The organism is Streptomyces luomodiensis (assembly GCF_031679605.1).
Taxonomy (GTDB): domain Bacteria; phylum Actinomycetota; class Actinomycetes; order Streptomycetales; family Streptomycetaceae; genus Streptomyces; species Streptomyces luomodiensis.
In genome coordinates, this window is the sequence record NZ_CP117522.1 from 9,124,665 (window position 1) to 9,138,625 (window position 13,961).

At 70.3% G+C, this 13,961-nt stretch carries 13 protein-coding genes; 9 read left to right on the forward strand and 4 right to left on the reverse strand.

Features of this window, described 5'->3' with window-relative positions:
* Positions 1-299: 299 nt before the first annotated feature.
* Entirely contained in the window at positions 300-1,217 is a 918-nt protein-coding gene (locus tag PS467_RS38445) for a LysR family transcriptional regulator (RefSeq protein ID WP_311039149.1), read from the reverse strand.
* A 164-nt stretch (positions 1,218-1,381) separates the two neighbouring features.
* On the opposite strand from PS467_RS38445, the gene PS467_RS38450 reads away from it, so the two are divergent.
* Positions 1,382-3,667, forward strand: a complete 2,286-nt coding sequence (locus PS467_RS38450) for an FdhF/YdeP family oxidoreductase (protein WP_311039150.1) — start codon at positions 1,382-1,384, stop codon at positions 3,665-3,667.
* Between the two features lie 137 nt (positions 3,668-3,804).
* Here PS467_RS38450 and PS467_RS38455 read toward each other — a convergent pair whose 3' ends face one another.
* On the reverse strand, positions 3,805-4,119 hold the full coding sequence (locus tag PS467_RS38455) for an LmrA/YxaF family transcription factor (RefSeq protein WP_311039151.1): 315 nt from the start codon (positions 4,117-4,119) through the stop codon (positions 3,805-3,807).
* Between the two features lie 352 nt (positions 4,120-4,471).
* On the opposite strand from PS467_RS38455, the gene PS467_RS38460 reads away from it, so the two are divergent.
* From PS467_RS38460 to PS467_RS38495, 8 genes are all read left to right on the forward strand, one after another.
* Positions 4,472-5,257 (forward strand): FCD domain-containing protein, encoded by a 786-nt coding sequence (locus tag PS467_RS38460; protein WP_311039152.1) that lies wholly within the window; start codon positions 4,472-4,474, stop codon positions 5,255-5,257.
* A gap of 123 nt (positions 5,258-5,380) precedes the next feature.
* Complete coding sequence (puuE, locus tag PS467_RS38465; protein ID WP_268976298.1) at positions 5,381-6,325, forward strand: allantoinase PuuE; 945 nt, start codon at positions 5,381-5,383, stop codon at positions 6,323-6,325.
* A gap of 384 nt (positions 6,326-6,709) precedes the next feature.
* Positions 6,710-7,300 (forward strand): hypothetical protein, encoded by a 591-nt coding sequence (locus tag PS467_RS38470; protein WP_311039153.1) that lies wholly within the window; start codon positions 6,710-6,712, stop codon positions 7,298-7,300.
* Between the two features lie 27 nt (positions 7,301-7,327).
* A complete protein-coding gene (locus PS467_RS38475; protein WP_311039154.1) occupies positions 7,328-8,125 on the forward strand; it encodes an energy-coupling factor transporter transmembrane component T family protein in 798 nt (265 codons plus the stop codon).
* Positions 8,126-8,128: 3 nt separating this feature from the next.
* Positions 8,129-9,001: an energy-coupling factor ABC transporter ATP-binding protein gene (locus PS467_RS38480; protein WP_311039155.1), complete on the forward strand. Its 873-nt coding sequence runs from the start codon at positions 8,129-8,131 to the stop codon at positions 8,999-9,001.
* A 2-nt stretch (positions 9,002-9,003) separates the two neighbouring features.
* Entirely contained in the window at positions 9,004-9,840 is an 837-nt protein-coding gene (locus tag PS467_RS38485; RefSeq protein ID WP_311039156.1) for an energy-coupling factor ABC transporter ATP-binding protein, read from the forward strand.
* Positions 9,841-9,982: 142 nt separating this feature from the next.
* Positions 9,983-10,993 (forward strand): NAD-dependent epimerase/dehydratase family protein, encoded by a 1,011-nt coding sequence (locus tag PS467_RS38490; RefSeq protein WP_311039157.1) that lies wholly within the window; start codon positions 9,983-9,985, stop codon positions 10,991-10,993.
* A 91-nt stretch (positions 10,994-11,084) separates the two neighbouring features.
* Positions 11,085-12,260, forward strand: coding sequence for a sialidase family protein (locus PS467_RS38495; RefSeq protein ID WP_311039158.1), 1,176 nt, complete (start codon positions 11,085-11,087; stop codon positions 12,258-12,260).
* A gap of 23 nt (positions 12,261-12,283) precedes the next feature.
* On the opposite strand, the gene PS467_RS38500 is transcribed toward PS467_RS38495, so the two are convergent.
* Both PS467_RS38500 and PS467_RS38505 read right to left on the reverse strand, forming a co-directional pair.
* Complete coding sequence (locus tag PS467_RS38500; protein ID WP_311039159.1) at positions 12,284-12,814, reverse strand: GNAT family N-acetyltransferase; 531 nt, start codon at positions 12,812-12,814, stop codon at positions 12,284-12,286.
* A gap of 118 nt (positions 12,815-12,932) precedes the next feature.
* Positions 12,933-13,832, reverse strand: a complete 900-nt coding sequence (locus PS467_RS38505) for an amidohydrolase family protein (RefSeq protein WP_311039160.1) — start codon at positions 13,830-13,832, stop codon at positions 12,933-12,935.
* Between the last annotated feature and the right edge of the window lie 129 nt (positions 13,833-13,961).

Below are 13,961 nucleotides of genomic sequence, written 5' to 3' on the forward strand. Positions count from 1 at the left end.
TCCGTAGGAACGTCGGTCACGGGTGTGCGAGACCCGTGACCCGCGCCTGGCGTGGGGTGAGAAGCGCGGGCCACGGAAACTCGGCACAGTGGAACAGAGCGAGCGCCGCGGGGTCTTGAGAGCGCTCACACAGAACGACTGTCTTGGACCGTGCCCTTGCCGGTCAAGAGTCATGCTGCGTTCACAACGTGAACACAAGCCCTTCGCTCCGCCGCGACAGCACCGAACCATCGCTCGATCCACTTCAGAGTTGGACGCATGCGCGCGGTGCGAGCCTCCGCGCACGCCAACTCTTGACCTCAGGAACTCTCCGGCAGGGACTCCAGGACATCCGCGACGGACACCCGGCCGACGACGTCCAGAAGAGCCTGTCCCAGGACGGAGACGGGCTCCCGGGGAGGCAGCAGCAGACCGACGGCGGCCGTACGCGAGGGGCCCGCCAGCGGGATGACCCGCATACCGGCGGGGATGCCGAAGACGTGCAGCCAGGCGTGCGACACGATGCTCGCCCACTGGCCCGTCCGGACGTGTGCGAAGAGGGAGGCGATGGAGTCGGTCTCCACGCGCGGAGCCACCTTGGTGCCCAGTTCGGCAAAGACCGCGTCGAGGACCTGACGGCCCTGCATCATGGGGTGCAGCAGACACAGCGGGTACCCGGCCGCTTCCTCCCACTCGATCCCGGCCGGGTGCGCATCGACGGGCCCGGTGGTCAGGAACACATAGCGCTCCCGGTACAGCGGCACGAACTTGAAGTCCGCGTCCGCCGACGGCGGGCGGTAGGTGAGGGCCGCGTCCAGCTCATAGGTCTGCAACCGGCGGAGGATGTCCTCGGCCCGCAGATCCGTATACACCAGCACGGTCGCCAGCGGATTGGCCACGCAGAACGGCTGCGTCAGCACCGACACGGCCGTCGAGGCGGTGGGGACCGTTCCGATGCGCAGCCGGCCCGTCACACCCGACCGCAGCGCCTGGATGTCGTCACGCATCGCGTCCCGGTCGGCCAGGATCCGCTGCGCCCATACGACGACGCGCTCGCCCTCCGGGGTGAGCCCCTCGAACTTGCGCTCCCGACGGACCAGGGGCACCCCGAGTTCGTCCTCGAGCTTCCGGATCCCCTCCGACAGCGCGGGCTGGGAGACGAAACACGCCTGGGCCGCCCTGGCGAAGTGGCGGGCACGGGCGAGGGCGACCAGGTATTCGAGTTGGCGAAGCAGCACTCTCCCATGATCTCGCGGCCCCGGCGGAGCGGCCCGGCGGACCCGGCCGCGACGGGGCGTGATCGGCCTCGCCTATCACGCGATCAAAGATGCCGCTTTGACCTGGCCTTCCTTCGGAGAGGAGCCTGCTTGCGCAGGGAATTCGGAGAAAGGACCGACGGGCGATGCGGGACATCGAAGAACCGGCCGAGGACGTGACGGTATCGGCGCCCAAGACCTGGGCCACCGGCGCTCCCGCCGTCGCGCACGCGCTCACCTACGCCTTGGGCCAGACCTCGCCGAAGCGCACCGCCCTCACGCTGCTGAACATCAACCAGGCGCGTGGCTTCGACTGTCCCGGCTGCGCCTGGCCCGAGCCCGCGCCGGGGCACCGGCACCGCAACGAATACTGCGAGAACGGCGCCAAGCACATCAGCGACGAGGCCACCTCCCGCAGGGTGACCAGGGAGTTCTTCGAGCGCCACCCGGTCGATGAGCTGAACGGGAGGTCGGACTACTGGCTGAACCAGCAGGGCCGGCTGACCGAGCCGATGGTGCTGCGCGAGGGAGCGCGGCACTACGAACCGATCGGCTGGGACGAGGCGCTGGACCTGCTCGCCACCGAACTGCGCGGACTGGACCATCCGGATGAGGCGCTGTTCTACACCTCCGGCCGGCTGGCCAACGAGCCGGCTTTCCTGCTGCAGCTGCTGGCGCGCGCGTTCGGCACGAACAACCTCCCGGACTGCTCCAACATGTGCCACGAGTCCAGTGGCTCGGCGCTGAACGAAACCCTGGGCATCGGCAAGGGCAGCGTGAGCCTGGACGACATCTACGACGCCGATCTGGTCTTCGTGGTCGGCCAGAACCCCGGCACCAACCACCCGCGGATGCTGTCGGCCCTGGAGGAGACGAAGCGCCGCGGCGGCCAGGTCATCGCCGTCAATCCGCTGCCGGAGGCCGGACTGCTGCGGTTCAAGCACCCGCAGAAGGTGCGCGGGGTCATCGGCCGGGGGACGGACATCGCCGATCAGTTCCTTCAGATCCGGCCCGGCGGCGACCTGGCGCTGTTCCAGATGCTGAACCGGCTGCTTCTGGAGGCCGAGGACGAGGCGCCCGGAACCGTCCTGGACGGTGAGTTCATCGCGGCGCACACCACCGGCTTCGCCGCCTTCGCCGACCACGCGCGGCGGATCACCTGGCCGCAGGTGGAGCGGGCCACAGGCCTGAGCCGGGAAGAGATCGAGCAGGTGCACGCCCGTGTGCTGAGGAGCCGCAGCGTCATCGTCTGCTGGGCCATGGGTCTGACCCAGCACAAGCACGGAGTGCCCACGATCAGGGAAGTGGTGAACTTCCTGCTGCTGCGCGGCAACATCGGGCGCCCGGGAGCCGGGGTCTGCCCGGTCCGCGGCCACAGCAACGTCCAGGGCGACCGCACCATGGGCATCTGGGAGCGCATGCCCCAGCCGTTCCTCGACGCGCTGGAGGCCGAGTTCGGTTTCAAGCCGCCCTCGGCACACGGCGTGGACTCGGTGGACGCCATCCGCGCCATGCGGGACGGCCGGGCCAAGGTCTTCGTCGGTGTGGCCGGCAACTTCGTGCGGGCCACTCCCGACAGCGACGCCACCGAACGGGCCATGCGCAACTGCCGGCTGACCGTGCACATCTCGACCAAGCTCAACCGCTCCCACGCGGTGTGCGGCCGGACCGCCCTGATCCTGCCCACCCTCGGCCGCAGCGACCGCGACGTCCAGGCGGGCGGAGAACAGTTCATGACGGTCGAGGACTCCATGAGCGAGATCCACGCCACCCGCGGCCGTCTGGCGCCCGCCTCCGAACACCTGCTGAGCGAGGTGTCCATCATCAGCAGGCTGGCCCGCAAGGTCCTCGGCGCACAACCGGACATCCCCTGGGAAACCTTCGAGAGCGACTACGACACCATCCGCGACCGCATCTCCCGGGTCGTCCCGGGCTTCGAGGACTTCAACGCCCGGGTGCGGCGTCCCGGCGGATTCCGGCTGCCCAACCCGGTCAACAGCCGGGTCTTCCGCACACCCAGCGGAAAGGCCGTGTTCACCACCAACGACGTCACTGTGCTTCAGGCCCCGAAGGGACACCTGGTCCTGCAGACCCTGCGCTCGCACGACCAGTGGAACACCATCCCCTACGCCATGGACGACCGCTACCGCGGCATCAAGGGCGGCCGCCGCGTCGTCCTTGTCAACCCCGCCGACCTCGCCGACCTCGGCATCGCGGACGCGAGCAGGGTGGACCTGGTCGGCGTGTGGTCCGACGGAGTCGAGCGCAGGGCCCCGGACTTCCGCGTCGTCGCCTACCCCACCAGCCGCGGCTCGGCGGCCGCCTACTACCCCGAGACCAACGTCCTCGTGCCGCTGGACAGCGTCGCCGACATCAGCAACACCCCCACCTCCAAGAGCGTCATCGTCCGCCTGGAGCCCGCCACGGTCTGATTGGACCGGGTCTCGCCGGGGGTCCGCCCTGTTCCGCGCAACGGGCGGCTACCGCCCGTCGACCTGCACCGGGCCGGCGGAACAGCCCTGGCGCGCCGTCGACGAGCCGACCGACGAGCGGCGGAGGGTGCCGCCGTTCAGATGATGGACGCCCATTGGGGAAACTCCACGGTCGCCAGGGCGTCCGCCCGCTCCGCGGCCGGCACCCGCCCGGTGAGGAATCCGGCGATCAGCTCGCACCAGGAGTCGTAGCCCTCGGCGCATGCCTGCCGGATCTGTGCGCTGTCCGTTGCGGCGTCCAGCGTGACGGCCGCCGGCGGGCAGCCCCGCTGGAAGCCGGAGTCGGTCAACACACCGATCAAGAGCTCCACCACCGCCCTGACGGGGCTCGCCGGGTCCGGAGCCCCGGCGATGACCTCCCGCAGTGCCTCGCCCAGCCGGCTGCCGGACATCCGCAGCGCCTCGGCCGCCAGTTGTTCCTTGCCGACCTACCCACACGATGACGACCGGTCTCGTCAGTCCCGCGCGCCAAAGGTACGTCAGGTCTGACCGACCCTGCGACCGCTTCGGCATCGGAGCCCATTCGCCGGTGACCCGTACAGCGGGCCCACCCAGGCGGCGGCACCACCCAAATCACCAGCTTGTTGCCGATGAGGCCCGCCTGGTGAAATCCCCGTAACCGATGACGGCGAGTGCGCGCACACCTCTGGACAAAGTCTTCAGGGGTCTGTCACTTTTGATGGACCCAACCGGTTCTGTCGGCCGTCGGACCTGACGTCGCCTTGAGAACACGAAGGAGGACCCGTGCCGCACCGCCGCGAGGACGCCTCGTTTGTCCTGTTGGAGGCGCTGGCCGAAGCCGGGCAGCCGCTCGGCGCGCGTCAGGCGAAAGCCGCCCTGGCCTCGGCGGGCATCTCCATCAGCGAGTCGTCCGCCAGCCGCTTGCTGCGCGACCTCCACGGCGAGGGCCTGGTGGCCACGGCCGGGGCCAAGGGCAGGGTCATCACCGAGGAAGGCCGCCGCCGGGTCGCGGAACTGCACGGAGTCGCCGCCACAAGCGCCAGGCTCCAGCAGGCCGTCGACGTACGGGCCGCGAAGGACTTGCTGGATCTGCTGCACGCGCGGCGCACCGTGGAACGCGAGATCGTGCGCGAGGCCGCCGAACACGCCGGCGAGAAGGACCTGACGGACCTCAGGGACCTCACCCGCCGGCACGCCCTCTGCATCAGCAAGGGCGAAGTGCCGCAGACGCCCGGACTCGACTTCCACCGCCGCATCATCCGGCTCTCCCGCAACCGGCCGCTCCGGGCCATGGCCGATGTGGTCCTCGGCCCGCGCTACAACCGGGTGGAGACCCTGCTCGACATCATCATGGGCAACCACCACACCGAGACCAAGTCCGTCGGCGAGCACGAACGCATCCTCGACGCCATCGCGGCGGGCGACGCGGCAACCGCCGAGCGGACCATGAACGACCATCTGCTCCGCATGTCCGAGGAGGTCGAAAGGTATCTTCCCGCGGACAACGACCCCCTTTTCCAGCGCCTGCTGAGCTGGATGGACACCCAGGAGTCGCTGCGGCCCGCCTAGCGGCGTACGCCGCGGTGCCCCCGGCGCGCCGTCCCTTCGTCCGGCCCCGGACCGCGCACCGGACACCGCGGCGCCGGACACCGCGCACCGCGCACCATCGAGCACGACCAGGAGAGAACTCCCATGTACCCACGCGACCTCAAGGGATACGGCCCCCTTCCGCCCAGTCCGCAGTGGCCGGACGGGGCACGGGTGGCCCTGCAGTTCGTCATCAACTACGAGGAGGGAGGCGAGCGTTCCATCCTGCACGGAGACCGGTGCTCCGAAGCCTTCCTGACCGAAGAGCCGACCCGTGAACTGCCCAACCTCCGCAACCTCAACGTCGAGTCACAGTACGAGTACGGCAGTCGCGCCGGCTTCTGGCGCCTGCACCGGATGTTCACCGAACGCGGGCTGCCGGTCACCGTCTTCGGCATCGCCGAGGCACTGGAGAAGAACCCCGAAGCCGTGGCGGCCATGCGGGAAGCGCGGTGGGAGATCGCCTGCCATGGACTGCGCTGGATCAACTACGCGGAAATGCCACGGGAGGAGGAAGAGCGCCATGTGCGCCGCGCCGTCGAACTGCACACGCGGGTCACGGGCGAGCGTCCCCGGGGCTGGTACACGGGCCGGATGAGCCCGCACACCCGTCGGCTCGTCGCGGACGAGGGCGGCTTCCTCTACGACTCCGACTCCTTCGCCGACGACCTGCCCTACTGGGTACCGGTGGGAGACCGGGCGCAGCTGGTCGTCCCGTACACCCTCGACAACAACGACGGCCGGTACCTGAACACCTACGGATTCCAGTCCGAGAGCTTCTCCCGGTATCTGCTGCGCGCCCTGGACCTGCTGCGGGCCGAGGCGGACCACTGCCCGAAGATGATGAGCGTCGGGCTGCACACCCGGATCGTCGGCCGTCCCGGCAGGGCCGCGGACCTGGCGCGCTTTCTCGACGAGGTGGCCGCGGCCGACGACGTCTGGGTCACGCGGCGCGTCGACATCGCCCGGCACTGGCGCCGGGTGCAGCCCGCCGAGGCCCATCTGCCCGGCCTGCGCGACGCGGCCGTGTCCGCGGACGCCCTCGTCTGAGCTCATCCGGAACCTCTGAGCCCATCCGCGGCCGGATGCGCTCTTCCGCGGCCGGACGCTCCCGGCTCTCCGGGCGGACATCGCCCGCCCCCGGCGCGTGGTCGCCACCCCCGCGTGTGCCCACCACCCCCGGTGCGTGCCCGCCCCACCTCACGTGTGCCCGGCTCGCCCCCGGACACGTGCCCCGCGCGTGCCCGGTGCGCTCCGCCCCGGCGCCACCACTCACACGGCCGGTCCTCTCGCGGCCAGCCCGTTCGCGGCCGGTCCGTTTCCCTACCGTCCGCACCGCCCGATCCACCAGCGACATCCTCAGCAGCGTCCCCCGGGCCCGAGGGGCCCGTCCCACCTGTGGAGAACACTATGCGTGAAGGAAGATGGGCAGCCTTGCCCAACTGGCAGTTCCGGCTCTTCCCCCGTGACACCCGCCCCATCATCACCTGCGTCTTCCTGGGCCTGATCATGGCCGTGATCCTGCAGATCACCGAGCGGATCGACCTGGCGCTCACCGGCGGCACCATCGCCGTCGTCTCGGCCATCGTGGTGTGTGCCATCTGGGTGCCGGCCGCGGCCTTCTACGGTCTGACCGGCGCTCTGATCACGGCCTGGATCAACCCCATCATCTCCAACCTGACCGCCTCCCAGCCGATGGCGCCGTTCCTGTTCGTCACCAACGCCGCACACACGGTGCCGGTCGCCCTGCTGGTGTGGCTGGTGAAGTCCGGCTCGCGCGGTCTGCGGCTGTGGCACGTGCTGGTGATCGGCCAGATCGGCGGCCTGCTGGACGCCGTGTTCTTCGGCATCGGCAACCGGATCATCATGCATATGCCCTGGGACTTCATCGGCTTCCAGGTCCTGGTCATCCAGCCGTGTTATCTGGCGGGCAGTCTCATCACCTTCGTCATCATGCGCCGCCTGCTCAAGACCGGCCTGATCACGACCGAGCGGAAGGAGGACCTCAATGCCATGGTCGTCTGAGTCCACCCCGTACCGGGGAGCCGGCCGATGAGCGGCACCATGCTCTACCGTCCCGGAGATACGTTTCTGCACCGAGCGGATCCCCGCGCGAAGATCGTCACGGTGCTGGCCGTGCTGGTCACCGCCCTGACCACCACCCGGCTGGATGTGCTCACGGTGCTGCTGCTGGCGGTGGTGGCCGGGCTGTATCTGCTCGGCGGGATGTCGGTACGCGCCTACGGGCGCGGCGTGGCGGTGGTCGTCCCGCTCATCGCCGTACTGGTGCTGCTCCAGGGCCTGCTCCAGGCGGGGCCCGCGCTGCTGACCGTGGCCGGCCTCACCCTGTCCGAGCCGGGCGTCCTGCTCGCGCTGGGGATTGGTCTGCGGCTGCTGGCCATGGGCATCTGCTTCTACGGCTTCTCCGTCTCCACCAGCCCCGCGGACATCTCCCTGGCCCTGCACAAGGTCGGCGTCCCCTACAAGTTCGCCTATCTCACCAGCTTCGCCTTCCGCTTCCTGCCGCTGCTCCAGGACGAGGCCCGGACCCTGCTCACGGCCATGGCGGTGCGCGGATCGGGGGAAGCCGTGTCACGCAGCCCGGTACGGCGCTGCCGGGCGATCGTGCGGATGCTCTTCCCGATGCTGGTCGGCTCCCTGAAGCGCAGCGGTGAGATCGCCCTCTCCATGGAGCTGCGCGGTTACGGCCTGCCGGGCCGGCGCACCTTCGTGCGCACACTGCGGCTGCGCGGCGCGGACATGGCCCTGATGGGCGGCGCGTTCGCCGTCGCCGCCCTGCTCATCGCGGCGGGCGCCGGCGCCTTCCCCCTGCTGTCGTCGGAGGGCTGATCCATGACCGACACCGTCATCCGGGTGAACGACCTGAGCCTGCGCTACCGGGGCGCCGACCGGCGCGCCCTGGACGAGGTCTCCTTCGACGTGGCCAGAGGGGAGGTGCTCGGCATCCTGGGCCCCACCGGGGCGGGCAAGTCGACGCTGCTCAAGTGCCTGGCCGGGGTCATTCCGCACTACGAGCACGACAGCGCCCACCGTGGCACGGTCGAGGTGCTCGGACACTCCGTGGCCGAACGCGGCTCGCTGGCCGAGGTGGTGGCCGACGTGGGGCTCGTCCTCCAGGACCCCGAGGTCCAGCTGGTCAACACCACCGTCCGGGAGGAACTCGCCTGGGGCATGGAGAACCGCGGCACACCCGTGGCGGAGATCCACCGCAGACTGGCGCGGTCCGCCGGACTGTTCGGCGTGGAGCGGCTGCTGGACCGCTTCACCCACGCCCTGTCCGGCGGTGAGAAGCAACGCACTGTCGTCGCCGCGACGTACTGCCTCGGCCCGCAGGTCATGCTGCTGGACGAACCGACCTCGGAACTCGACCCGGCGGGCACCGAAAGCGTGCTCCAGGCCGTGCGGGTGCTGGCCCGGGAGGGCGTCACCGTCGTCGTGGTGGAGCACAAGGTCGAGGAGCTCGCCCAGTACGCCGACCGTCTGATGGTCCTCGACCAGGGCCGGGTGACCGCACTGGGCACCCCGCGGGAGGTCTTCACCGGCGAGCACGCGCCCTACCGGCCCCAGGTGCTGGAGGTGGCGCTGCGCCTGCGCGACCTCGGCCGCTGGTCCCCGGCCCAGCTGCCGCTGACCGTCGACGACGCGGTGGCCGCGGGGCGGCCGACCGCCGGCGCCGCGAGCGCCGTGACCGGGAAGGAGGAGTGACCATGGAACCCGGCGTCGCCGTGGACGTGCGGAACGTCGAGCACGTCTACGCGGGAGGCGTACGCGCCCTCGCGGGCGTCTCCCTGAGCATCGAGCAGGGCGAGTTCGTCGCGATCATCGGAAAGAACGGCTCGGGCAAGACGACCCTGGCCAAGCACCTCAACGGGCTGTTGCGACCGACCAACAAGGACGGCGCGGTGCTGGTGCGGGAGTCGGAGAGTGACACCTTCAGCACCCGTGACCGGCCGCTGCACCGCATCGCGCCAGTCGTCGGATACGTCTTCCAGAACCCCGATCGGCAGATCTTCCACGACACCTGCCGGGAGGAACTGGAGTACGGCCCGCGCAACATCGGCATCCCCGCCGGCCTGCTGGCCGAGCGGGTCGCCGAGACGCTCGCCGCGGTCGGCCTGCCGGGCCGCGAGGAGACCAACCCCGTGCACATGAGCCGCGGCGAGCGACAGCGGCTGGCCATCGCGGCGACGCTGGTGATGGGCCCGCAGGTGGCCATCGTCGACGAGCCGACGACCGGACAGGACCGTCACGAGGCCCGGCTGATCCTGGACTACCTCGCCCAGTACCACGCCTCGGGCCGCACCGTGGTGGCCGTCTCGCACGACATGGCGCTCGTGGCGGAGTACGCCACCCGCATCGTCGCCATGCGGGAGGGCCGGGTCCTCGCCGACGGACCGCCGCGGCAGGTCTTCGCCAGGCCCGAGGTGCTGGAGTCCACCAACATCCGCCCGCCACAGGTGACCGTGCTCGGCGCGCGGCTGGGCCACCCCGGACTGCTGACCGTGGACGAAGCGGTGACCGCCCTGGCCGGGGGCGACCGGTGACCCGGCACGGACCGCTCCCGCCGACGGCTCGGACCGGAAAGAACACGTGGACCGGAAAGAACACGTGGACCGGCAAGAACACGTGGACCAGGAAGAACGCATGGACTGGACAGAACACACGGACCGGAAGGGCCACAACGCCATGAGTACGCGCATCGCGGTGACCGGCGCCGGTGGATTCGTCATGAGCGTCTTCATCCGCCACCATCTGCGGCACCACCCGGACGCCGAGGTGCTCGCCCTCGACATCACCGAACCGGACGAGGACCTGAGGGCCTACCTGGCGGATGTCGCCGCCCGCGTCGAGTTCCGGCGCTGCGACGTGCGCGACGCCTCCACCGTCACCGAACTGCTGACGGGGTACCGGCCGCGGGCGGTGGTCCACGGCGCGACGGTCACGCACGTGCCGCGGTGGGAGCGGGAGGACCCCGGCCGCTTCCTGGACGTCAACGTCATGGGCACCTCCGCCGTACTCGACGCGGCCCGGCGCACCCCGTCCGTCCAGCGCGTCGTCCACATCAGCAGCGCGGCCGTCTACGGCGCTGGCACCCCGGGCCGGGAGGACCCGCAGGACGAGGACACCCCGCTGGTACCGGACGAGATGTACGGCGTCAGCAAGGTGAGCAGCGAGCTGGTGGCCCGGCGCTTCGCCGACCTCTACGGACTCGCCGTGCCGATCGTGCGCTTCACCAAGGTGTTCGGCCCGATGGAGCGCCCGACGTCCTCCCGGACCGCCATGTCCCTGCCGTACCACCTGGCCCGCGCGGCCGCCGCCGGCCGGCCGCTCACGGTCACCCCGCGCACCCTGCGGGCCGCCGGGGACTGGATCAGCGCGGTGGACGTCGCCGACGCCCTCGACCGCCTGTGCGCCGGAACCGGCCCCGGGTCCGGGTCCGCCGTCCTCAACCTGGCATCCGGGTCCCTCACCCCGGTGCCGGAGCTGGTGGACCTGTTCGGCACGACGGTGGTCACCGGCACCGGTGCGGAGGCCGTCGACATGGACCCGCTGCCGCGCACCGGGAAGAACGGGACCTACGCGATCCACCGGGCGGCCGACCTCCTCGGCTGGCGCCCGCGTGACCTGCGCCGCCAGGTGGCCGAGTACCGCGACTGGGCCGTGTCCCACCGTGACACCCCGGCGCTCCGCGCCTGACCCGGCGAACCCGGCACCCGGCACGGCCACACGGCTGACAGCCGCACGACACACACCGACACACACCGAGAGAAGAAGAGAGGACCCCACCGTGCACCAGGGCACGCTGACCGCACCCCGCATCCTCGTGCGTCCGCGGCAGGCTCGCTATCAGGACGCCTACCGCACCTGGCAGGGCATCCCGTCCGTCGAACGCACCCCCGGCGGGCGGCTGTACGCCAACTGGTACTCCGGGATGGACACCGAGACAGGCGGCAACTTCGTCGTGGTCACCACGAGCGACGACAACGGCGACACCTGGGACGGGCCCCGGTACGTCGTCGAACACGACGACCCCGAGGTACGCGTCTACGATCCCTGCCTGTGGCTCGACCCCCTCGGCCGCCTGTGGCTGACCTGGAACCAGAGCCGCGACTTCTTCGACGGACGGGTCGGCGTCTGGGTCTCCACCAGCGCCAACCCCGACGCCGACGAGCCCACTTGGAGCGCGCCACGACGCATCGCCAACGGCCTGATGATGAACAAACCGACCGTCACCGCCACCGGGGAATGGCTCGTTCCGGCGGCGATCTGGGCCTGCCACCCGCCGACCGAGCGGCACGGGCTGGAGGCGGAGATGTTCTCCAACGTGTACGCATCCACCGACCAGGGCACCACGTTCGAGCTGCGGGGCAGCGCGGACGTCCCCAACCGCAGCTTCGATGAGCACATGATCGTCGAACGCCGCGACGGCACGCTGTGGATGCTGGTCCGCTGCTTCGACGGCATCGGCGAGAGCTTCTCCACGGACGGCGGCCGGACCTGGTCACCCGGGCGCCGTAGCCACATCGACGGACCGTGCTCCCGCTTCCACATCCGACGGCTGACGTCCGGACGGCTGCTGCTCATCAACCACTACGGCTTCGCAGAGCGCAGCGACCGCGCGGACATCGAACAACAGGGCAACGTCAAGGCGTGGAAGGGCCGCAGCCACCTCACCGCCCTGCTCAGCGACGACGACGGAAGGACCTGGCCGCACCGGCTGCTGCTGGACGAACGCGACGATGTGTCCTATCCGGACGCGGCGGTGGGCGACGACGGCACCATCCATGTCGTCTACGACCACGACCGCTTCGGCGACCGTGCCATCTACCTGGCGCGGTTCACCGAGGACGACATCCTCGCCGGCCGCCTCCACGACCCGGGGTCGCGGCTGAGGCTCCTGGTCAACCGCGCCCTCGCGCTCCCCACCGAGGAGGCGGTCCGGCCGGGCGGTCCGGCCGCGTAGGCCGGACACGATGCCCCCCGCCGTCAGCCGACCCGCCGGGCCAGCACCTGGCCCGGCCAGGTCCCGAACCGGAAAGCCTCGGTGCGGATGAAGCCGTTGCGCTCGTAGAACGCCACCAGTTCGCCCCCGCCGCCCGCCCAGCAGTCGACCCGCAACAGGTCCACGCCGGCCCGTCGGGTCTCCTCGGCGGCATGGGCCAGCAGCACCGCCCCGATGCCCAGACCGGCGTGCCGCCGGTCGGAGACCAGCAGCCGGACGTACCGCTCGGGTTCTCCGGCCGGCCCGATCGGCATCTGCGGGCTGGGCCCGGAGTCCAGCACCAGGGCCCCGACCGACGTTCCCGCCAGCTCCGCGATGTACGGGGTGTTCTCGGTCATGTACCGCTCGACCCGCGCCACCCCGCCGGGCTTCTGTGAATACGGTGTCGTGCCCCACTGCTCGGTGTTGCCGCGCTCGTTCATCCAGGCCACCGCCGAGTCGAGCATGTCCAGAACCGCCGGTGCGTCGGCCAGGCTGCCGCGTCTGATCCGTATGCCATGCGTGGTGTCGTTCACGCCGGAAGCCTAGTGGTGCGGTTCGAAGTCGTTCGGGGTTGACTCCGGAGCCGTGGGCGGAATCCCGTCCCGCGAAGCCCGCGCACCGTCGGCCGGACGCCGGTGCCGGTGCCGGTTGTCAAAGCCGGTAATAGCGTGCGGCGTTGTCGTGGAAGAGCGCCATGCGCTCATCGCGCGAGTAGCCCCGCGTGATCTCCCGGAACGCCTCGAAGATCGTGCCGTAGTCGGAGAACAGCTTGTCCACCGGGAAGTTCGACGCGAACATGCAACGGCCCACTCCAAAGCTCTCCAGGGCGGACTCGACGTACGGACGGATCGATGTGACGGTCCAGTCGTGGTCACCCATACCGAGACCGGAGATCTTGCAGGCCACGTTCGGCGCCTGCGCGATCACCCGCATCCCCTCGCGCCAGGCGTCGAAGTGGTCCGGGCCGTCGACCTGCATCCCGGTGTGGTTGAGGATGATCTGGACGTCGGGGAACTCGGTGGCCAGCTCGAAGAACTCGCCCATCTGCGGGTAGTACAGCTGCAGGTCGAAGGACAGGCCCCGGGCGGCCAGGGCACGGAACCCACGCCGCCACTGCGGGGTCCGGCTCACTTCCGGTGCGCTCAGGTAGGTCTTCGCCGGGTCCGGGTGGTAGTTCATCGACTGCCGGATGCCACGGAAGTTCGCGTATCGCGCGTGTCCGTCCAGGATGGCCTCCACGCCGGGGGCGGCGAGGTCGGCGTAGCCGACGATGCCGTGCGGGAAGCCTCGCCGGTCCGCGATCGACTGGAGCCACCGCGTCTCACCGACCGGGTCGCGCGGGTCCCAGCCGACGTCCAGGTGCACCGCCTTGACGAGGTTCTGTCCCGTGGCGTCGGCGAGGTAGTCGTCCAGAAGGTAGTTGCGCAGCAGATCCTCGTAGGTCCCCCACGCCGCCGGCGCGACCTCGTCGCTCAGCCACGGGTAGTAGTTCTCCTCCAGGTTCCACAGGTGAAAGTGCGGATCGATGAGCGGAATGTCCTGTTCGGTCATGTCGAGCTCCTCATCGAGATCGCCGTGGGTGTCACCATCGCCATCTTCAGCGGCGGCGACTGCTGAGTGGGCTTTTCCGCGAGCGCGTCGGAGACCGTTGGCGGGCGTGGTGCCGAAGCTCTTGGCGAT